Annotated in this window: 17 protein-coding genes and 1 pseudogene; 13 read left to right on the top strand and 5 right to left on the bottom strand. The window is 57.2% G+C overall.

Annotated elements, in window-relative coordinates:
- Positions 1-12 precede the first annotated feature (12 nt).
- The gene (locus tag MHZ97_RS16085) at positions 13-1,500 is read right to left on the bottom strand and encodes a PLP-dependent aminotransferase family protein (RefSeq protein ID WP_239315018.1); all 1,488 of its coding nucleotides are present in this window, start codon (positions 1,498-1,500) and stop codon (positions 13-15) included.
- Between the two features lie 411 nt (positions 1,501-1,911).
- On the opposite strand from MHZ97_RS16085, the gene gabP reads away from it, so the two are divergent.
- Entirely contained in the window at positions 1,912-3,327 is a 1,416-nt protein-coding gene (gabP, locus tag MHZ97_RS16080) for a GABA permease (RefSeq protein WP_239315017.1), read from the top strand.
- Between the two features lie 105 nt (positions 3,328-3,432).
- On the opposite strand, the gene MHZ97_RS16075 is transcribed toward gabP, so the two are convergent.
- Complete coding sequence (locus tag MHZ97_RS16075) at positions 3,433-4,317, bottom strand: siderophore-interacting protein (protein WP_239315016.1); 885 nt, start codon at positions 4,315-4,317, stop codon at positions 3,433-3,435.
- Between the two features lie 15 nt (positions 4,318-4,332).
- Entirely contained in the window at positions 4,333-5,511 is a 1,179-nt protein-coding gene (locus MHZ97_RS16070; protein ID WP_239315015.1) for an MFS transporter, read from the bottom strand.
- A gap of 164 nt (positions 5,512-5,675) precedes the next feature.
- Here MHZ97_RS16070 and MHZ97_RS16065 point away from each other — a divergent pair, with 164 nt between their 5' ends.
- The 10 genes and pseudogenes from MHZ97_RS16065 to MHZ97_RS16015 all read left to right on the top strand — a co-directional run.
- Positions 5,676-7,418 carry an IucA/IucC family siderophore biosynthesis protein gene (locus MHZ97_RS16065; protein ID WP_239315014.1) on the top strand — a complete coding sequence of 581 codons (1,743 nt, stop codon included), beginning with the start codon at positions 5,676-5,678 and terminating at the stop codon, positions 7,416-7,418.
- The gene (locus tag MHZ97_RS16060; RefSeq protein WP_103796700.1) at positions 7,418-8,365 is read left to right on the top strand and encodes a GNAT family N-acetyltransferase; all 948 of its coding nucleotides are present in this window, start codon (positions 7,418-7,420) and stop codon (positions 8,363-8,365) included. The genes MHZ97_RS16065 and MHZ97_RS16060 overlap by 1 nt, the downstream gene beginning before the upstream one ends.
- Positions 8,362-10,089, top strand: a complete 1,728-nt coding sequence (gene iucC / locus MHZ97_RS16055) for an IucA/IucC family siderophore biosynthesis protein (protein ID WP_239315013.1) — start codon at positions 8,362-8,364, stop codon at positions 10,087-10,089. Before MHZ97_RS16060 ends, iucC begins: the two co-directional genes overlap by 4 nt.
- Positions 10,086-11,411 carry a lysine N(6)-hydroxylase/L-ornithine N(5)-oxygenase family protein gene (locus tag MHZ97_RS16050; RefSeq protein WP_239315012.1) on the top strand — a complete coding sequence of 442 codons (1,326 nt, stop codon included), beginning with the start codon at positions 10,086-10,088 and terminating at the stop codon, positions 11,409-11,411. Before iucC ends, MHZ97_RS16050 begins: the two co-directional genes overlap by 4 nt.
- A gap of 24 nt (positions 11,412-11,435) precedes the next feature.
- Positions 11,436-13,625 carry a TonB-dependent siderophore receptor gene (locus MHZ97_RS16045; protein WP_239315011.1) on the top strand — a complete coding sequence of 730 codons (2,190 nt, stop codon included), beginning with the start codon at positions 11,436-11,438 and terminating at the stop codon, positions 13,623-13,625.
- 176 nt (positions 13,626-13,801) lie between these two features.
- Complete coding sequence (locus tag MHZ97_RS16040; RefSeq protein ID WP_103796704.1) at positions 13,802-14,098, top strand: hypothetical protein; 297 nt, start codon at positions 13,802-13,804, stop codon at positions 14,096-14,098.
- A gap of 44 nt (positions 14,099-14,142) precedes the next feature.
- On the top strand, positions 14,143-14,421 hold the full coding sequence (locus MHZ97_RS16035; protein WP_239315010.1) for a hypothetical protein: 279 nt from the start codon (positions 14,143-14,145) through the stop codon (positions 14,419-14,421).
- Positions 14,422-14,879: 458 nt separating this feature from the next.
- Positions 14,880-15,944: an acyltransferase gene (locus tag MHZ97_RS16030; RefSeq protein WP_239315009.1), complete on the top strand. Its 1,065-nt coding sequence runs from the start codon at positions 14,880-14,882 to the stop codon at positions 15,942-15,944.
- Positions 15,945-16,617: 673 nt separating this feature from the next.
- On the top strand, positions 16,618-17,652 hold the full coding sequence (locus tag MHZ97_RS16020) for an alpha/beta hydrolase fold domain-containing protein (RefSeq protein WP_374044265.1): 1,035 nt from the start codon (positions 16,618-16,620) through the stop codon (positions 17,650-17,652).
- Between the two features lie 48 nt (positions 17,653-17,700).
- A pseudogene (locus MHZ97_RS16015) lies at positions 17,701-17,886 on the top strand (chromate transporter); the annotation flags it as partial.
- A gap of 87 nt (positions 17,887-17,973) precedes the next feature.
- Here MHZ97_RS16015 and MHZ97_RS16010 read toward each other — a convergent pair.
- Positions 17,974-18,468: an anti-virulence regulator CigR family protein gene (locus MHZ97_RS16010; protein WP_239315008.1), complete on the bottom strand. Its 495-nt coding sequence runs from the start codon at positions 18,466-18,468 to the stop codon at positions 17,974-17,976.
- 209 nt (positions 18,469-18,677) lie between these two features.
- The gene (locus tag MHZ97_RS16005; RefSeq protein ID WP_103796707.1) at positions 18,678-19,112 is read right to left on the bottom strand and encodes a rhodanese-like domain-containing protein; all 435 of its coding nucleotides are present in this window, start codon (positions 19,110-19,112) and stop codon (positions 18,678-18,680) included.
- A gap of 95 nt (positions 19,113-19,207) precedes the next feature.
- On the opposite strand from MHZ97_RS16005, the gene ftrA reads away from it, so the two are divergent.
- Positions 19,208-20,206, top strand: coding sequence for a transcriptional regulator FtrA (gene ftrA, locus MHZ97_RS16000; RefSeq protein WP_239315007.1), 999 nt, complete (start codon positions 19,208-19,210; stop codon positions 20,204-20,206).
- 127 nt (positions 20,207-20,333) lie between these two features.
- Entirely contained in the window at positions 20,334-20,852 is a 519-nt protein-coding gene (locus tag MHZ97_RS15995) for a DUF2569 family protein (protein ID WP_239315006.1), read from the top strand.
- The last annotated feature ends 6 nt before the right edge of the window (positions 20,853-20,858 follow it).

The following is a 20,858-nucleotide window of genomic DNA, read 5'->3' as shown; positions in this document are numbered from 1 at the left end:
GCGCGGGATAAGCTACTGGGCATTGATCTCGACGCCCGCGGCGATCAGACAGCCTTTCAAAACGCCAAACGCATCCTGACACTGCCGCTCATTGACGCAGGCGTAGCCAAGCAGCAAACCGCGCGTGCGCTGGGGATGCATATAGTACTGCGAGAGCGGCCGCACCTTTACGCCGCGCCTGAGCGCTTCGGCGGTGATGGCAACATCGTCACAGCCGTCTGGCAGCCGCAGCACCAGATGCAGTCCCGCCTCATGGTTGACCGGCGGTAAAAACGCCGGGCCCAGGTAGCGCTCAATCAGTTTGCATAAAAACTGACGCCGCTGGCCGTAGAGCAACCGCATACGGCGGATGTGATCCATATAGTGTCCCTGACGGATAAACTCGCCCAGCGCCCGCTGGATCAGCAGATGGCCGCCGCGGTAAAGCTCGGTCGCCGCGGTGCGCATCGGCTCGGCCAGCATCTTCGGCACGACCATGTAGCCAATGCGCAGCGCCGGGTAGAGCGTTTTGCTGAAGGTGCCCATATAGATTACCGGCGCATCCTCTTCCAGCCCCTGTAGCGACGGCCAGGGGGTGCCGGAAAAGCGAAACTCGCTGTCGTAATCATCCTCGATAATCCAGCTGCCGTGACGCCGCGCCAGCGCCAGCAGCGCTTTACGCCGCGCCAGACTCAGGTGTGCGCCCAGCGGGTATTGATGTGACGGCGTCACAAAGATCATGCGCGGCGGCGGGCCTGAGGCGGGCACAATTCCCTCGTCATCGACGGGGATGGCGCGGATTTTCAGGCCGTTTTTACGCAGCAGGTTACGCGTGCCCCAGTAGCCTGGCTCCTCCATCCAGACCAGATCGCCTGGATCCCCCAGCACACAGGAGACCAGATCGACCGCCTGGTGTATCCCTTCGGTAATCAGGATTTGATCGGCATCGGCTTTCACCGAACGCGCGACGCGCAGATACTCCACCAGCGCATGACGCAGATCGGGACAGCCGCCGCCGCTGCTGTAAATCAGCCGGTGAATATCGGGCTCGCGATTGAGCCGCGCCTGGATCTGGCTAAAGAGTTTATGCGGAAATTCAGTGACGTCGGGCGCGCCGGGAACAAAAGCTCCCCACTGGTAGGGTGATGCGGTGGCATGCCCTAACAGCGTTGCGCCCCGCTTTGACAGAGTGGCCGGCAGCGGCGCGGCGGTGGGCTGAAGCAGTTCGATGGCCTGGCTTTGCAGGCAGATCTCCGGCAGCGTATCCGCAATCCAGGTGCCGCTGCCGGTGCGGGCCGTGACGTAGCCCTGTGCCATCAAACTTTCATAAACATGCAGTACGGTGTTTCGCGATACGCCCAGCTCGCGCGCCATGTCGCGCGTCGGCGGCAGGCGTCCACCGCGCGGGAAAACCCCTTCAATAATAGCGGCCTGTATGCAGGCCAGCAGCCTCTGCTGCAGCGAGCCGCTCTGCAAAACCTGCAGTCGCTCTAATAAGTGATCGGCATATAACAGCTGCAATTGGCTCCATCCCACTCTCAGAAATTGGCTCTGGCAACTTACCTCTTCGCACGCATTAATAAAAGCGTTTGTCGAGAATTGTAAACGAAACGTATCAGCGAGGGTAATAAGATGAGCGATCAACAGAGTCTGATACAGCCGGGGAAAGCAGTCGCTTTGCCCTGTCGCACCGGGACGTTGTGCGCATGGCCTGGCGCACACCCGTTAACAAAATTTATCCATACCGCCTCCCCGGCGACGCCCAGTCACCGCCGCGCTGAGACAGCGTTGCGGGCAAAGGCGGCCGACAGTGGCCCCCTGATGGCGCAACGTGCGCCATAACCGCCCGATACTTTTCGGTTCGCTGCCGCGAGCCTTTCCCCCTGCTCGTTCCTGACACCCAACCCCGGGAACCGTTCTGGAGACGTTTTGATGACGAGAATGCAGAGTGCGAATGAAGATGCACTGGCACAAAATTTAAAGCCGCGCCATGTGCGCATGCTGTCCATTGCCGGCGTGATTGGCGCTGGCCTGTTTGTGGGATCGGGACACGCCATTGCCGAGGCGGGCCCGGCGGTGCTTATCGCCTACGCCGCCGCCGGTGCGCTGGTGGTGTTGATTATGCGTATGCTGGCCGAGATGGCGGTTGCGCTGCCCGATTCCGGCTCGTTCTCTACCTATGCCGATAAGGCGCTCGGCCGCTGGGCTGGATTCACCATCGGCTGGCTCTACTGGTGGTTTTGGGTGCTGGTTATTCCCCTTGAGGCTAACGCGGCCGGCACCATCCTGCACGCCTGGTTCCCGCAGATCGCCATCTGGCAGTTTACGCTCGCCATTACGCTGATTTTAACCCTGACCAATCTGCTGAGCGTCAAGAACTACGGCGAGTTTGAGTTCTGGTTCGCGCTGCTCAAGGTCGCGGCCATTATTGCATTCTTATGCGCCGCCGGCCTGGCCGTATTTGGCTATCTGCCCAACAGCGGTGCCAGCGGCCTTCAGCACCTTTATGATACGCAGGGGTTTATGCCCAACGGCTTCGGCAAGGTAATGGCGGCGATCCTGACCACCATGTTTTCATTTATGGGCACCGAAATTATCACTATCGCGGCCGCCGAATCGAAGAACCCAGGCAAGCAAATCACCCAGGCCACCAATTCAGTTATCTGGCGCATTGCGCTGTTCTATCTGCTGTCGATATTCTTCGTGGTCGCCCTGGTACCGTGGAATTCACCGTCGCTGGTTGAGCATGGCTCCTATCAGACCGTGCTGCAGGCGATGAATATTCCCCACGCCAAACTTATCGTCGATATCGTGGTGCTGATCGCGGTGTGCAGCTGCCTTAACTCGGCGCTCTATACCTCTTCACGCATGCTCTATTCGCTGTCGCGTCGTAAAGATGCGCCTGCGGCGGCATCCCGCACCACGCGCAGCGGAACGCCCTGGATTGCGGTGCTGCTCTCCACGGCGGCGGCGTTTGTGGCGGTGGTGGCTAACTACCTGGCACCCAGCGCGGTGTTTGAATTTCTGCTGGCCAGCTCCGGCGCCATCGCGCTGCTGGTATACCTGGTGATCGCCCTCTCTCATCTGGTGCTGCGCAAAAAGCGCGAGAAAGCGGGCGAGCAGCTGAGTTACCGCATGTGGCTGTTCCCCGGCCTCACCTGGGTGACCATTCTGTTTATCGCAACCGTGCTGGTGTGCATGCTGTTCAATAAGCAACATCAGACCGAACTGCTGGCGACCGGCGGCCTGGCGCTGGTGATTGTTATCGCCAGCCTGCTTATGCCGCGCAGAAAGCGTCAGCAGCAGCGTGCCCGCTTCTACGCGGTACGCTCTTCCGAAAACAGCTGATCGCGCCCGCCTCAACGCGCCGCGCGCTTAACTGGCGCGGCGCGCTCCAGCCTCGCCGCTTGCGGCACGCCGTAGCGGCAGCCATTTAGCGGGTCGAAACGGCCGCTAGCCCTTGCTCCAGTAGGCCATAAAGCTGACGCTCTCGCTGACCAGCTGGCGCTCGTTCACCAGATAGCGCCGGATATGTCTCACCGCAGAGGACTCGGCGGCGACCCAGCCATAGAAACGATTGGGCCTGCGCGCTGCGCCGTGCCACAGACGCGCCTGTTCAACCTCAAAAGAAGCCGGAGCGGCGCTGAGCGCATAGTCAGGCAGGGAGAGGTTCGCCTTAACCGCCTGCAACAGCGCCGCGCCGTGCGCCGTTCGGGTTCGGTCGCGGGGAAGCCAGAAGACCTGCGCAAAAGCGTATTGTCGCCAGTCGAGACTATCCTCTGCCCGCGGCACTTCCTGAAAAATCTGCAGGGCGGGCGGCGACGCCATATGCGCCACCTGCTCAAGGATACCTTTTACCGCAGGCAGCGCGGTTTCATCAGCGACCACCAGCGCGCGCGCTACCTCGGGATTGAGGTGCCATTCATATCCGCCGCTGTCGTCGACGTGCTGCCGGTTGGGCGCGACCATCTGCAGAGCATCGCCCGGCGCGGCGCGAATGACCCAGGCGGAAGCCGGCCCCGCTGTGCCGTGAACAACAAACTCGACCTCTGCCTGACATTCGGCGGCGTTGACGGCGCGAAGCGTGTAGGTGCGCGGCACGGGCCGCTGCTCCGGCGTCAGGGTTTTAAGCTGCTCGCGCCAGGGCGTGTGCCTGTTTAACGAGGCGGGAAACCCCTGCGGCGACGGAAAGAGGATCTTGATACGCTGATCGGGTCCGTCTCGCTTTATCATCTCCAGCTCTTCGCCCGTAAAGAGGCAGCTCACCAGAGAGGGCGAGAGCCATCTTTTGCGCAGCAGCGTGACATTGAATAAGCGGTAAGGGGGAATCGCGGCCATAAAATTTCCTGACGTTCAGCGCGCGCTTTCCGCGCTTGCCGTTGTTCGCAGCCGACAGGCCACGATAAAGAAGATTGCTGATGCTATCCATGCCCCCGCCAGCAGATGAGTCTGCCCCCATCGCCACGAGATAACGGGGATCAACAGGGCGCTCAGGCCGTAGCCCAGGGTGTGGCTGGTGGCGATCAGTCCCGCCCCTTTGCCGAGGGAGAGTTTTTGATTCAGCAGCAGCTGGTAGGCAGGCGTCGCCATCGCGGCGCCGAATGAGGTGACAACGATCCCCGCATAGAGCCAGGGCAGATTGCCGGCGACCATCATGCCCAGCCCTGCGCTCATCAATACCGCCGCGCTCAACAGCAGCGGCTGAATCTGCAGCCGCTGCGGCCTGACGATCAGAAACTGCGCCAGCAGGGTTGCGATGGCGGCCAGGCTCAGCAGCCAGGCGATATGACGGCTGACCGCAGCGGGCGCGGCCATGTAATCGCGCAGCGCGGGCGCCAGCCCGATCTGCATCAGACTGATGCAGAGCGCAAGCAGCGCCGCCAGCACAAGAAAGGGCAGCAGACCGCTATGCCAGCGCGCGGCCTGATGCGTCACCGCTTCCAGTGGCGGATCGCCATACTGGCGGCTGATAAAGATCAGGGCGAAAAGCGGCCCGGCGGCCATCAGCCACAGGGGCGCCATGGGATAAAGGCTGAGCGCAAATGCAGCCAGAGGCGGCCCCAGTAATCTTCCGCAGCTCAGGCCGGAACTGATGACCGCCAGCGCCGCCATGCGCTTCTCCGTGCCTGAGCGCTGCATCGCCCAGGTCTGCGCGGCGGGCACCATGCCCGAGACGGTCAGGCCGTAGATGGTACGCGACAGGATCAGCACCCCAACGCCAGCCGGTATGCCGAGCTGTTTTTCCGCCATCAGCCAAACTGCCAGCGCCAGGAGGGCGAAACTTGCCAGATAGCCGGACAGCGACGCTACCACGACAAATTTGCAGCCTTTCACCTCAGATACGCGCCCCCACCAGGGCGAGGCGGGCAGGAACAGCATCGAGCCAGACATTAATAAACCGGCCCAGGTGGAGAGCGTCAGACCGGTCATCTGCACCAGCTGCGGCAGCATAACCAGTAAGCCGTTCTGACCAATTCCCAATAAGCCAGCGCAAAAGGCCAGCGGCCAGACTGATTTTCCCGACGCCGTCATAGCGCGCCGTTATGTAATAAGTGACACATAAATGTAAAGACACCGTAAAAAACATGGATATACAGCTGAAGATATGTTTACGAATATTGCAAAATTGGTTGCCATTGTAAATTAAATAATTATCATAACGATAATCATTATCAGTTAAGAAGTGAGATTATCTTATGGATGGCTTCTCTCAACCGGCTGGCGTTGACGTGGCGGCGCAGTGCTTTCTCAATGCGCTTTTACGCGAAACGCGCGACTGGAACTACGTGGCAGGCGGCGCGCCCGAACGGACGCACTTTATTGACCTGCCCCTGTCATCATCGCAAGTTCTGCGCTTGCCGCTGCGCTACTTCTCCCCTACGCAGCACCATCACTATCAGTTCCCCGCGCTGCTCATCAGCCCGACGTCGCCCGAGGGTGAAGCCGTCTCCTTTGACACGCTGGTTTCGCTGATAGTGGCAAAGCCGGCCATTCGCGCGGAACTCAGCGGCGAGGTCATCGAACGTTTTCAGCAGCGCGTCGGCGAAAGCCATGCGAACTGCTGGCAGGCGATTAATCTGCGTCATCGCTGGCCTGCGCTGCGCAAAAAACCGCTCTCATTTTCCGAAGCCGAACAGGCGCTGCTGGTGGGTCACGCGTTCCACCCCGCGCCGAAATCGCACGAACCCTTTAATGAAGCCGAGGCGCGCCGCTATCTGCCTGAGTTCGCTTCCGACTTCCCGCTCCACTGGTTCTCCGTCGACAGCGACCATGTGGCGGGGGAAAGCCTCGGCCTGACGCTGCGCGCCCGTCTGCTGCGCTTTGCTGCCCAGAGCGCGCCCGCCCTGCTCAGCCAGTTTACCGACCAGCGCTGGCTGATCCCGATGCATCCCTGGCAGGCGCGTTATCTGCTGACGCAGGCGTGGTGCCAGCGGCTGATCGCCAGCGGCGCGCTGGCGGATTTAGGGGAAAGCGGCACCGCCTGGCTGCCCACCAGCTCGTCGCGTTCGCTCTACTCTCCTGCCAGCAACGATATGATCAAATTTTCACTGAGCGTGCGCCTGACCAATTCGGTGCGAACCCTGTCGGTGAAAGAGGTGAAGCGCGGCATGCGCCTGGCGCGTCTGGCTCAAACGCCGCGCTGGCAGCGGCTACAGATGGACTACCCCAGCCTGCGCGTGATGCAGGAGGATGGCTGGGCCGGGCTGCGCGCCGCGGATGGCGCGATCCAGGAAGAGAGCCTGATGGCGTTTCGCGTCAACAGCCTTTTCGACACCCCGGAAACCCAGACCAACGTGCTGGTAAGCCTGACGCAGGCCGCGCCAGACGGCGGCGACAGCCTGCTGGCGGCGGCAGTGAGAAGGCTGAGCCACCGGCTCGGGCTAACGCTCAGCCAGGGGGCGCAGTGCTGGGTAAACGCCTACTGCGATCGTGTGCTGCTGCCGCTGTTCGCCACGGAAGCCAATTACGGCCTGGTGTTGCTGGCGCACCAGCAAAACATCCTGGTGGAGATGCAGCAGGATCTCCCGGTCGGACTGCTCTACCGCGACTGCCAGGGCAGCGGCTTTACGGAAAACGCCGCCGACTGGCTGGCGCAGATTGACGAAACCGATGCGGAAAATTGCTTCAGCCGCGAACAGGTACTGCGCTACTTCCCCTATTACCTGCTGGTCAACTCCACGCTGGCGGTCACCGCCGCGCTGGGCGCCGCGGGCTTTGAGACAGAAGAGCGTTTGATGGCGCAAGTGCGCGACAGGCTGACGGCGCTGCGCAGCCAGGTCAGCGATACCCGCAGCCTCGATTACGTGCTCGACAGCCGACACTGGAACTGTAAAGGCAATTTCTACTGCTATCTCTATGACCACAACGAAAACACCATCGCCGATCCGGCGGTGATCTACTTCGATTTTCACAATCCGTTCTACAGGGAGAAGCCGTAATGCCAAACGCGCATATCGTTCATGGCGACGCAGGTTTCCGCTGTGCGCTGACCGGACAGGCGTTGCCGCTCATGCTCGGGCTGGACAACAGCGCCTCGCTGCCGTTGATGCCGACGATACCGGACGGCTGGCTTGCTGATGCGATCGATCAGCTGCTGGTGGCGGCACCACAGCTGAGCGGCGTTCATCTTCCCTGGGCGCAGTGGCATCACAATCCCCAGGCGCAGGCGCTGTTCGCGGCGGTGAACGGCGACTACTTTTCACGAGACACCTTCTGGCAGCTGCCGCTCTGGCTCCGGGGCGAGCAGCCGACGGCGAGCGGGAAAATGCAGTTTGATGAAGCGCGGCAGATTTTTTATCCCGTGCGTCCGCCCAGGCCGGATGGGGAAATCTATCGGCGCTACGATCCGCAAATCAAGCGAACGCTCAGTTTTCGCGTCGCCGACGTGGCGGAGGACGCCGTGCGCTTTACGCGCTGGATGAACGCTCCCCGCGTTAACGCCTTCTGGGAAATGGCGGCACCGCAGCCTGAGCAGGAAAGCTATCTGCGCAAGCAGCTCGACTCCGCCTATTGCTTCCCGGTGATCGGCTGCTTCGACGACCAGCCGTTTGGCTATTTCGAGATTTACTGGGCGGCGGAAGATCGTATTGGTCGGCACTACCGCTGGCAGCCTTACGATCGCGGTCTGCATATGCTGGTGGGCGAAGAAGCCTGGCGCGGCGCGCACTTTATTCGCAGCTGGCTGCGCGGGCTGACGCACTATCTGTTTCTCGACCAGCCCCGCACCCAGCGCATCGTCGCGGAACCGCGTTACGACAATCAGCGCCTGTTCCGCCATCTGCCGGTTGCAGGTTACCAGACCCTTAAGGAGTTCGACTTCCCCCACAAGCGCTCTCGCCTGGTGATAAGCGAGCGCAGCCGCTTCTTTACGGAGGTGGGCTTATGATGTGGGCGCGCGTCAACCGCGAGATGATCGCTAAAATTCTCGCCGAGCTGGAGTACGAACGGACGCTGCGCGCGGTGGAACGATCCGCAGGCCGCTGGGAAATCACCGTGGGCCAGGCGCGCTGGGAATTCGCCGCCAGCCGCGGCATCTGGGGTTGGCTGCATATCGACACTGACTCGCTCAGCGGCGGGCCGATGGAAGCGGACGCCCTGCTGCGCCAGCTGGCGGTGACGCTGGAGATGAGCGACGCCCAGACGGCGGAGCATCTGGAAGATCTCTACGCCACGCTGCGCGGCGATCTGCAGCTGCTGGAAGCGCGCCGGTCGCTGAGCGCAGACGATATGATCGCCCTGGACGCAGATGAGCTGCAGTGCCTGCTGAGCGGACATCCCAAATTTATCTTTAACAAAGGGCGGCGCGGCTGGGGAGTGGATGCGCTGCGCGCCTATGCGCCGGAGTATCGCAACCGCTTTCAGCTGCACTGGATTGCGGTGCGCCGGGAGAAGCTGGTCTGGAGCCACGAAGAGGCGTGCGATCTCTCTGCCCTGCTCGCCAGCGCCATGGATGAGGCGGAGCTGGCACGCTTTTATCAGCACTGGCAGTCAGCCGGACTCGATGAGAGCTGGATTGCCCTGCCTGTTCATCCCTGGCAGTGGCAGCAAAAAATTGCGCTTCATTTTCTGCCGCATCTGGCGCGTGGAGAGATGGTCGAGCTGGGCGTCTTCGGCGATCGCTATCTGGCGCAGCAGTCGCTGCGCACGCTGACCAACGCCAGCCGCCCTGCGCGCTTCGATATTAAACTGCCGCTGACTATCTATAACACCTCCTGCTATCGCGGCATTCCCGGCAGGTATATCGCCGCTGGGCCGCTCGCCTCCGGCTGGTTAAGGCAGCAGTTCGCGCAGGATCAGACGCTGCGCGCCACCGGCGCCCAAATCCTGGCGGAGCCGGCCGCAGGTTACCTGCCCCATGAGGGCTACGCCGCGCTGCCCGCCGCGCCCTATCGCTACCAGGAGATGCTTGGCGTTATCTGGCGCGAAAGCCCCGCCAGCTACCTGCAGCCGGGCGAACAGGCGGTGCTGATGGCCGCGCTGATGGAAACCGATAATGCCGGACGCCCGCTGATAGACGCCTGGATTAACGCCTCGGGACTGGATGCGGCCAGCTGGCTGAGCCGGATGTTCGAGGTGGTGGTGATCCCCTTCTACCACCTGATGTGCCGCTACGGCGTCGCGCTGATTGCGCATGGTCAGAACGTTACGCTGGTGATGAAAGATCATATTCCGCAGCGCATTCTGCTGAAGGATTTTCAGGGTGATATGCGCCTCGTCGATGCTGATTTCCCGGAGGCGGCGTCCCTGCCCGCTGCGGTGAAAGAGGTAACCGCGCGCCTGAGCGCCGACTACCTGATCCACGACCTGCAAACCGGCCACTTTGTTACCGTGCTGCGCTTTATCTCGCGGCTGACGCTGCGGTCAGGCATAGATGAACGCCAGTTTTACCGGCTTCTCGCCAGCGTGCTGCAGCGCTATATGGCGCAACACCCGGCGATGGCCGATCGCTTCGCCCTGTTCGATCTCTTTAAGCCGCGCATCATCCGCGTCGTGCTTAATCCGGTAAAGCTGACATTTTCAGAGCACGACGGCGGCAGCCGGATGTTGCCCAACTACCTTACCGATCTCGATAACCCGCTCTATCTGGTCACCCAGGAGTCTCCAAAATGAAGATCTATGATTTCATTGGCATAGGCGTCGGCCCCTTTAACCTGAGCGTCGCCGCGCTGGCTGAAGGACTGGAAGGTTTTAGCTCCCTGTTTCTCGAACGCAAGGCCCACTTTGCCTGGCACCCGGGCATGATGGTGCCGGACTGCGCGATGCAAACCAGCTTCCTCAAAGATCTGGTGAGCGCGGTTGAGCCGACCAGTCGCTATAGTTTTGTGAACTATCTGGTGCAGCAGAAGAAATTTTACCGTTTCCTCACTACCGAACAGCGCACCGTCTCCAGAGAGGAGTTTTCCGACTACCTGGGCTGGGTGGCGAAGCGCCTGAGCAATCTGGCGTTTAACCAGCCGGTCACCCGCGTGACGTTTAACGATGCGACGCGCCTGTTCACGGTTGAAACCGCGCAGGATCGCTTTCTGGCGCGCCATATCTGCCTCGGCATCGGGAAACAGGCCAGGCTGCCGGCGTGCGTTACGCAGCAGAGCGATCGCTGCTTCCACGCCAGCGAAATGATGCTGCGCCGGCCAGATCTGCATGGCAAGCGCGTCACCATCGTCGGCGGCGGCCAGAGCGGAGCCGATCTCTTTCTTAATATCTTCCGCGCCGAGTGGGGCCAGCCCGCGGCCCTGAACTGGGTGTCGCGCAGGAATAACTACAACGCGCTGGATGAAGCCGCCTTCGCCAACGAGTACTTCACGCCAGACTATCTGGAAAGCTTTTCGACGCTGGACGCCAGCGCGCGCCAGCTGATGCTGAATGAACAGAAGATGACCTCAGACGGCATTACCAGCGAGTCGCTCCTTGCCATCTACCGGGCGATGTATCACCGCTTTGAGGTGCTGCGCGAGCAGCCCTGGGCGCGACTGATGCCGTCGCGCTCGGTGATCTCGCTCGATCAGACGCAGGAGGCGCAGCAGCTGAGGCTGCGTCACCATCTCGATCATGGCGAAGAGCAGCTGACCACCGACGTGGTGATTTTTGCCACCGGCTATCGCTCCTCGCGCCCCGCGTTTCTGGCGCCCGTGGCGCATCGTCTCCAGCTCGACCGAGACGAAAATTTCCAGATCAACACCGACTTCACCCTTAACTGGGACGGCCCGGAAAGTAACGCCCTTTTCGCCGTCAATGCCGGGATGCAGCGCCTCGGCATTGCTGAACCCCAGCTCAGCCTGATGGCCTGGCGCGCCGCCCGCATTCTCAACCGCGCGCACCCGGACGAACCTTTTGAGCTGAGCACGACCCCCGGCGTGATCCAGTGGCGCACCCAGCAGCCGGAGAATCACGTTCGGGATCCTCAACACACCGTTAATACCGTTCAGTTTTAAACACTTCATCGGAAAAAAATAAAAATGAAACAGCCGTATCTGTGGGTTTTGAATCCTTGTTTACTTGCGATGCTCTCTTCCGGCGCCTGGGCCGAAGAGATAAAAGAGGATCAGATGGTGGTCTCTGCCAGCCGTACCCACCGCAGCGTGGCGGAAATGGCGCAAACCACCTGGATTATCGAGCAGCAAGAGATTGAGCAGCAGGTTCAGGGCGGTAAGGAGTTAAAAGAGGTGCTGGCGCAGCTGATTCCCGGCATGGACGTCAGCAGCCAGGGACGAACCAACTACGGCATGAATATGCGCGGTCGCTCAATGATGGTGATGGTGGACGGCGTCCGTCTTAACTCGTCACGCAGCGACAGCCGCCAGCTGGACGCGATCGATCCCTTCAATATTGAGCGTATTGAAGTGATTTCAGGCGCCACCTCGCTCTACGGCGGCGGCAGTACCGGCGGCCTGATCAATATCGTCACCAAAAAAGGGCAGCCGGGCACGCAGGCGGAGCTGCAAACCGGCGTGAAAAGCGGCTTCAACAGTCATAACGATCGCGATGAGAACCTGGCGGCGGCGGTAAGCGGCGGCGATGATAAGGCCTCGGGCCGCCTGTCGGTAGCGTATCAGCGCTATGGCGGCTGGTATGACGGCAAAGGCAATGAGACGATTATCGATAATACCCAGACCGGGCTGCAGTACTCCGATCGTCTGGACGTAATGGGCACGGGCACGCTCAATATCGATGAGAGCCAGCAGCTGCAGCTCACCACGCAATATTTCAAGAGCGAGTCGGACGGCAGGCATGGCCTCTATCTGGGGGAGAATTTCTCGGCGGTGACCGGCTCCGGCCGCGCCTATAACTCAGGCAACCTCGACTCCGATCGCCTGCCGGGCACCGAACGCCACCTGATTAACCTGCAGTATTCCAACACCGACTTTTTCGGCCAGGATCTGGTGGCGCAGGTTTACTATCGCGACGAGAGCCTGACTTTCTATCCCTTCCCTACCCTCAGCCGCAATCGCGTCTCCAGCATTGGCGCCTCGCAGCAGAAAACCGATTTCTATGGCGGCAAGCTCACCCTTAACAGCCAGCCTGTCGACGCGCTGACCCTGACCTACGGCGTCGACGCGGACCATGAAACCTTTGACGCCAACCAGCAGTTTTTTGATCTGAACAGCGCGGCGCAAAGCGGCGGCATGACGCTGAAAAATGCCTATAACGTCGGGCGCTATCCCGGCTACAGCATTACTAACCTCGCGCCGTTCCTGCAGTCGAGCTACGACATTGACGCCATCACGCTGAGCGGCGGCGTGCGCTACCAGTATACGAAAAACAAGGTGGACGATTTTGTTGGCTATGCGCAGCAGCAGGCAATCGCCAGCGGTCAGGCCAGCTCGGCGGATGCGGTGCCGGGCGGCTCCACTGACTACAATAATCTGCTCTTTAATGCCGGCATTCTGGGTCGCCTGACCGAGCGCCAGCAGCTGTGGTTTAACTTCTCGCAGGGCTTTGAGATCCCGGACCTGGCAAAATATTACGGTTCCGGCACCTATCGCTTAGCCAACGGGCATTACAACCTCACCAACAGCGTTAACGTCAATGATTCGAAGCTCGACGGCATTAAAGTTGATTCTTACGAGCTTGGCTGGCGCTTTACCGGCGACAGCCTGCGCACCCAGCTGGCGGCTTACTACTCGCTGTCCGATAAAACCATCAGCATTAATAAAAGCGATATGACGATTAACCTGGACGACGACAAGCGTCGCATTTATGGCGTAGAGGGCCAGGTTGATTACTTCTTTGATAACAGCGAGTGGAGCAGCGGCGCTAACTTCAACATTATCAAATCTGAGACGCGCGTAGAAGGTAAATGGGAAAAGCTCACCATCGACAGCGCCAGTCCATCCAAAGTCAGCGCCTGGCTGAACTGGGCGCCGGGCGACTGGGATCTGCGCGTCCAGAGCACGCAGACCTTTGACGTTTCCGATGCTGACGGCAAGAAAATCGATGGCTATAACACCGTGGATTTTCTGGGCAGCTATGCGCTGCCGGTCGGCAAACTCAGCTTCAGCGTAGAGAACCTGCTGGATAAGGATTACACCACGGTGTGGGGCCAGCGGGCACCGGGGCTCTACAGCCCCACCTACGGCGATGCAGCGCTTTATACCTATAAAGGCCGCGGCCGCACCTTTGGCCTGAACTACTCAGTGCTGTTCTGATTGCGCCCCGGCGTCTGCTGTGACGGATGCCGGGCAACGCGCTGACTCTGCGCGTAAGTCTCCTCCTGCTAAAGGGGGGCTTACGCTTTTTTTTTTAACCAGGCGGACAATAAACTGGCACAACCGCAAAATTAAAGTAAACTTAAATTAAAATCGAAAAATTGAGGACAGTTACCATGCCAGTATATGACATCTCAATTGAACTACGCGGGAAAGTGAACGCGGCTGAAGAGTACCGAAGACTTCGTAACGCCATGAATAACAATGGATTCCGCCACAGCATTTCTAACGGGAGCCAACAGAGTTACTGGCTGCCGAGAGATCTCTTTACCTATGAGGGCGATATATCGAAACAGGAACTGATGGACCGCGTTTATAACCTGCTCACTGAGTTTGTACCGGCGCCAGGTGTGATGGTAACAGAGTCTGTAGGGCGCTGCTGGCGCGGCCTCAGAGAGATCGAGGGCTTTTAAGCTGTGAAGGTACAGACCATCTTCCAGGTTTAAGCAAACTTAACTTGCAACGCTCTGTTAATCAAGCCAGCGAAGGTTATACGCCAGGCAAAAACCTGCCCGCCCTCGCTTCAGGGAGGGAGATAACAGTGAAGGGGCATAAAGCGCAGCGCATTCAAGCCGCTGACTTTGCCGCCGTCCTGAGCAGGACAAAAAGGTCACTGCCTTATAATAGCGGACGCGGTAAAAAGATGGCGGTGTCAGAACTGGCTGAGCACGCTGGCTCTTGCTCAGCAGGCTTTTCAGCGCAGCAATTAACTGATATATCACTATCAGGCATTTAAATATAAATAAACTTATAAGCCTGCTAAGTAATTTTGCCACTCTCAAAAAGACAGGTAGATATACGCGAAATGTCAATCAATTCCTCAGCGCTCTGCTGTACGGATAAGGGATTTATAATTTAGATAATGTTGACACAAGGAGGTTAGCAAAAAAGGTGCAGGAGAAGCAGAGTTACCCTTTATTGACAAAAAACGGTGGACTTAATTTGACATTTGAAAAAAGAGCATAGCTGAAAATCAGGCTGTCGCCCTTACCTGCTTTTCGACCATTGATACCTCATTGCTGCACTTTTATTACAACTCTGCCTGACTAAAGTATGGGCTTGTTTTTTACAGGCAGTGGCCAGTTCATTTTTATTTATCACTCAGGTTTCCAGGATAATTCTGCTTGAGTGTAAATCTGTGTCAATATTAATTTCACGCCACCTCTTTGCTTCATTTTATTAATAAGGGAATTTATGCGCCCACGTATTACACATCTCGATGGCATGCGCGGTTTAGCCATCCTGATGGTCATTGCCTATCATGCCTATGCACGATGGCCTGAACTCTTACCTTACGTGGCGACGACGCAGCAGATCCCGCTGCTGGCATTTGGCTGGGTGGGCGTGCAGCTCTTTTTTATGATCTCGGGTTTTGTCATTTTTATGACGCTGGACAAATCGCGCGGCTATATCCATTTTCTGAAAAAACGCTGGCTACGCCTGTTCCCGGCCATGCTGATTGCCAGCCTTCTACTCTATATCTCAGGCGGATTCTTTCCAGAATCGACGGTGATTACCGGAGAAAGCAAAAACCTTATCCCCGGTCTGATATTTGTTAACCCGGAAACCCTGTCGCAGCTTACCGGGATTGAATTCAGCTCTATGGCAGGCTCCTTCTGGTCGTTATATGTTGAAGCGCTGTTTTATCTGATTATTGGTGCGGTCTATTTCACCGCTGGCCGTAAATATTGCCTGCCGGCGCTGCTTGTGCCGATGTTATTACTTTCGGCTTCATCGGTACTGAAATCCCTTGGCCATCCCTTATTAATCGATGTGATTTCAAAATTCGGTTTTATTCATTACGCCTGGTTTATGGTGGGCTGTCTGGTTTATGAACGCCTGCACGGGCGCGATCAAGGCTATCACTATGTGCTGGTATTACTGGCCCTGCTAATCAATTTCAGCTATTACGTTAAGCACGACGGTGTTATTACTGTCGTCCCCTTAGTCGTGGTCATGCTCTTTTTTATAGCCAGCTTCTATTCAAAACAGATGGAGCGCTGGCTTTCCGTGCGCTTTTTCACCGCTATCGAGTTTGTCAGCTATGCGCTTTATCTGATTCATGAAAACCTGATGATCGCCATGATGATTAAGCTGAATGCCTGGATCAAGAGCGAAGCGGTGATGATAGCACTGCCGGTTGTGGTGGTCGCCGTGCTCTATTATATCGCCTGGCTTATCAGCAAATATGCTGAGCCGGCGCTGCGCAATGCGCTAAATCTTGTAGTGGATGGTCGGGTCAGGGCAAAAGAGAGCTGACGGCGTTTGCTACAGCAGTAAGCGTTTCCAGCCGGGCCGGAAACGCTTACTGTTACAGAAAGATATCTCCCCTGTAGCGCAATCTTCCTGAAACTAACCTCTCTCACAACCAGCACATCAGCCAGAGGTTGCGCTGCTGGCGTTGCGACCAGCAAACCTGTCCGCCCGAAACCGGGACGCTTACCGAAAGAGCGTCATCACAAGGCTCCTTTGATGGTCGAGCAGGGAGCCCCCCTGCCCCCTCCTGGCAACAGCGACTGGATAAACCTCCCTGGCAGGCCGACCCGACGGCCCGCGCAGTAATTACCGCCATCAATAACATGCTACCGGCCTGATGATCGCAGTGTCGCATAAGGCGTGACTGAGCCGCCGTCAGCAATAAACCGGCAGTTAGAAGGGCGCATACGCCGGCTAAATAGCGAGGAAGCAGGCCGATTATGATCGGTATCAAAAAGTTCTGTGCTACCGACAGGTAAAAAAGCTCAGTCTCAGTGGAACCGAAGCGGCAACGGAATAGCGTTTGTCTCACGCGTGTCGTTTCCAGGCAGAGTATCAAGGGAAGTAAAGTACTCAAAGCAGGCATTTTTTTGCTCAGAAAGGCGATGATTCCGCACTGATTTTTAACCTGAAAATCATAAAACATCATGGATAAAAAAAGAAAAGGATATAAAGTATGAAATACTTTTGTACCTTCCTGACAGGTGTATTTTTAATGATTTCAGCAGCAACCGTAGCGATAGCTTCTGATAACAATAACCTCCCCGGATACGTTCAGGGTGCAGATATCATTCAGGTTAATACCACCCAAAGTCAGACAGATAACATCGGTGATGTGGTCTATGCGCAGGTAAAAAGTGCACGCTCAGTACGACAGTTACATATGTCTGTTCTCGTTCCCCGAAACAGTGACCTGAAGCCAGCCATCATTTACTTCCCCGGCGGGGGGTTCACCACGGCTGATCGCGACAAGTTTATTGAGATGCGTATGGCTCTGGCTAACGCCGGCTTTGTCGTTGCAGCAGCAGAATACCGCACCATTCCTTACACCTTTCCGGCACCAGTTTTGGATGCCAAAGCTGCGGTAAGATATCTTCGCCAGCATGCGAATGACTATGGTATTGACCCGGCACGTATTGGCGTACTCGGCGATTCTGCCGGAGGATGGCTGGCTCAGATGTTGGGGACAACCAATGGCGATCACTCTTTTGATAAAGGTGATTTTCTCAGTCACTCTTCCGATGTTCAGGCCGTCGCCACAATTTATGGAATTTCTGACCTGCGCAACATAGGTGAGGGCTTCCCGGAAGAGATACAGAAAGTTCATCACTCTCCGGCCGCAACTGAAACGCTGTTGGTTAATGGCGTGGCCTTCAGAGATTTCGCTGGCGCATCCATCACATCCACACCGCAGAAAGCCCTTGCTGCAAGTCCCATCGGACATCTTAGCGGACCCAAGCCCCCCTTCCTGATTATGCACGGCAGTAAGGATACTCTGGTATCACCTGAGCAGAGTGCTCGACTTTATGACGCTCTCAGGAAAGCGGGAAATCAGGCAGACTATGTGCTGGTTGACGGCGCTGAACATGGCGATTATCAGTGGTATCAGCCGGTAATCATCAACAGAGTTGTTGACTGGTTCCTTAAAACGCTGGGCGCTCCGGTAAAACAGAACGGTAAATCAACAGCAGAGCCTGATGCAAATCTCTGACATCCGTATAATTTTCTAACAATAAGACAATCAGGCGCCAGACGCCCTTTTTTAGCAGGCGCTGTAGCCGCCTGCCTCGTGACATGGTTTACCTTTTTGCCCTCCTTCATCTTTATTCTCACAGGCGGCCCCTTTATTGAAACCACCCATAATAATGTCGGGTTTACGGCGCCCCTGACTGCCATTCCCGCCGCTGTGGTCGGCGTCATCCTTAATCTGGCACTCTTTATTGTCATTACGGGAATCGCTTTGCTGGTTATATTTTCAGCTGAGCAAAGGGAGTAAACGTTAGCCCCGCAACGCGGGGCTATCAAAATCATCTTAGTCAAATACGCCGTTGATAACGGCCGTAACGACAGCTGTGCTCAAAGCGATAAGGACTAAATCATCACCAACGGCTCGCCACTCGTAGCCGGGATAATAGGGCAGGTCATTAAGCATGGATGCCGGCAGCGTTTTTTTAGCGATACCCGGCGGCAAGGGTTTACCCCGCGCGACTTTTTTGGCTATTCCTGGGGGCAGTGAGCGATAGCCGACCAGGCCATAATTAACGGCAAGAGAACGTGCAAGAGAGAAGTTAATATCCGACTCGACGTTATCTGGTCGCCCATAGTTCTTGCGATTTCCATGTTTGTCCTTCGCCCCGGCATTTCCCTGCCCTTTGTTTCCGTGCGCACCATTATTACCGTGATTGCCGCTGTTACCGTGGTTGCCGTTGCCGTTGCCGTTGCCCGGGTTTGCATAAGCCGGCGCAGCAAAAACGGCAAAAGATATAATCACCGCAAAGAGAGCTTTAAGAGGGCGATGCTTAATCATGATTGTTTCCTTAGAATTATTTCATACCCGCCAAAAATATAAGTTGCAGCGACACGCTTAACAATCTCACGTTTTCTTAAATGAGATCCATCTTATAAGTAGAGTATAAACGCTTTCACCCGTAGCCTGACCTGCGCCACAACATTTTTGCCCCTCACGGCGGGAAGAGACCGCCCTTTCCGCTGGTGCCACGGAAAGCGCGGTCAGACTTAGCATTCGCAGGAGAAGCCGTCGACGGGCACCGCGCTCTCTGCCCGCTGCAGGGCGAGCCCTTCGTCAACCCAGCCGGTTATGCCGCCGAGCATCTCTTTGACAAAGAACCCCAGGCTCGCCAGGCGAACCGCTGCGCGATGCACGCCGTTGCAGTGCGGCCCAGCGCAATAGACAACAAACAGCGTGTCGCGCGCATAGGCGGCCATGCGCTCCTCAGTGATGGCGCGCGTCGGGATATTGATCGCGCCCGGCACGTGCGCCTGTAAAAAGGCGTCGTTGCTTCTTACATCGACCAGCACATAGTCGACACTGCCTGTTTTCTGGCTGTGATAAACATCGGAGCAGTCGGTCTCAAAGGCGAAACGACGGCTGAAATGGTGTAACGCTTCTGACGGTGACGCTGGCGCAACTTCGCTGATTAAACTGGTCATTTTCGCTCTCTCCTCTCTGAATGTGGGTTGATTGTATGAAGCGCCCTCAGCCTGTTAAAGTGGCGGTTCTGACAATAACCGGTATTTTTCCGCCAATGATCAATAACGCGGGTTTAGTGGCCGTTCTGGCCTATGACGGGCTGTGTACTTTTGAGTTCGGCATTGCGGTAGAGCTGTTTGGTCTTCCCCGACCCGAATTTGATTTTCCCTGGTACCAACACCGTATTGTCTCGGTTGACGCCTCGCCGGTGCAGGTTTCAGAGGGGATTCAGATCCTGTCCCGTTTTGGCGTGGAGTCGCTTAGCGAGGCGCAGACCATTATTATTCCCGGCTGGCGTAATCGCGATGAGAGGCCGCCGCAGGCGCTGCTGGACGCCCTGTGCGATGCCGTCCAGCGCGGCGCGCGCCTGTTGTCGATCTGTTCAGGCGTTTTTGTTATCGCAGCGGCTGGCTTGCTAAACGGCAGGCGCGCAACCACCCACTGGCGTTATACCGACGAGCTGGCAGCGCGATATCCTGACATTACCGTTGACCCGAACGTGCTTTACGTCGACAGCGGGCAAATCATTACCTCAGCGGGCAGTGCGGCGGGCATCGATGCCTGTTTGCATCTGATCAGTCGCGATTACGGCACCCATATCGCCAATATCGTCGCGAGACGTTTAGTGATGGCGCCCCAGCGTTCGGGTGGTCAGGCGCAGTTTATTCCCTCACCCGTTGCGCAAAAGCCGCGCGATGAGATCGCACCGGTGCTGGAGTGGGTACTTCAGCATTTAGACTGCCCGCTCTCAGTCAGCCAGATGGCGAAGCGCGCTCTGATGTCGGAGCGAACCTTCCTGAGACGATTCAGAGAGGCGCTGGGTATGACGCCCAAAGCCTGGCTGCTTCAGGCGAGAATGAATCTGGCACGGGAACTGCTGGAAAATAATCAGCTGCCAAACCAGCAGATTATGGCGCGCTGCGGATTCGGATCGATGGAGAGCTTCCGCGCCGCATTCCGTAAATCGGTGGGGATCTCGCTTTCAACCTATCGCAATACCTTTGGCGGCTTGAGCAGTGAAAGGCCCTGTCCTGTCAGCGTGTTTGAGCAGTAACGTAATCGACTATGGGCAGCTAAATGCTAAAGCTGCCCGGCGGCAGGCCGATAACAAGTGACAGGATCTCAAATTGCTCCGGTAAGATCTTTAACCGTTAACAACTGCATATTAACAAGGATGAATAATGACCGACGCGCCTTTTAAATGGACTTGTATAAAGTGCGATAACGAAATTTCCCAATATCAGGAGTATTGCGCTGAGTGTGAAGAGAAGCAGTATCGTAAAATTGGCGGCTTCTTATATCTGCCGCTGTTAAGCCTGTTTGCTCTCGGCTACAGCTATTTCTCTTCGCTGCAGATAACCTTACAGGCTGGGCTGATTACGGCGGGACACGCGCCGATAGCGCAATCAGGCTATTTTTTTATTGCCTCCGGCGTAAACTTTTTCGCGCTTCTTTATATCATCTACACCACCTCACTCTTCTTGCGCAAAAAGAAACAGTTACCCCTGGCCTATACAATCTTGCTGGCCGGCGGCGTGGCGTTGACGCTGCTCGATCTCGTTTGCACGGCCTGCCTCTTTCCGTCAGTTGCGCTGGGCTATGAGCAGATAATGCCGGTGGTCAGGCGTATTCTTCACGCCTGTATCTGGATCCCCTACTTCCGTTATTCGGTGCGCGCCAGAAAGACATTTATACGCTAGCCTCAC

It is taken from the genome of Pantoea sp. ACRSC, assembly GCF_022346785.1.
Classification (GTDB): Bacteria; Pseudomonadota; Gammaproteobacteria; order Enterobacterales; family Enterobacteriaceae; genus Pantoea; species Pantoea alvi.
This window is presented reverse-complemented; position numbering and strand designations above follow the sequence as displayed.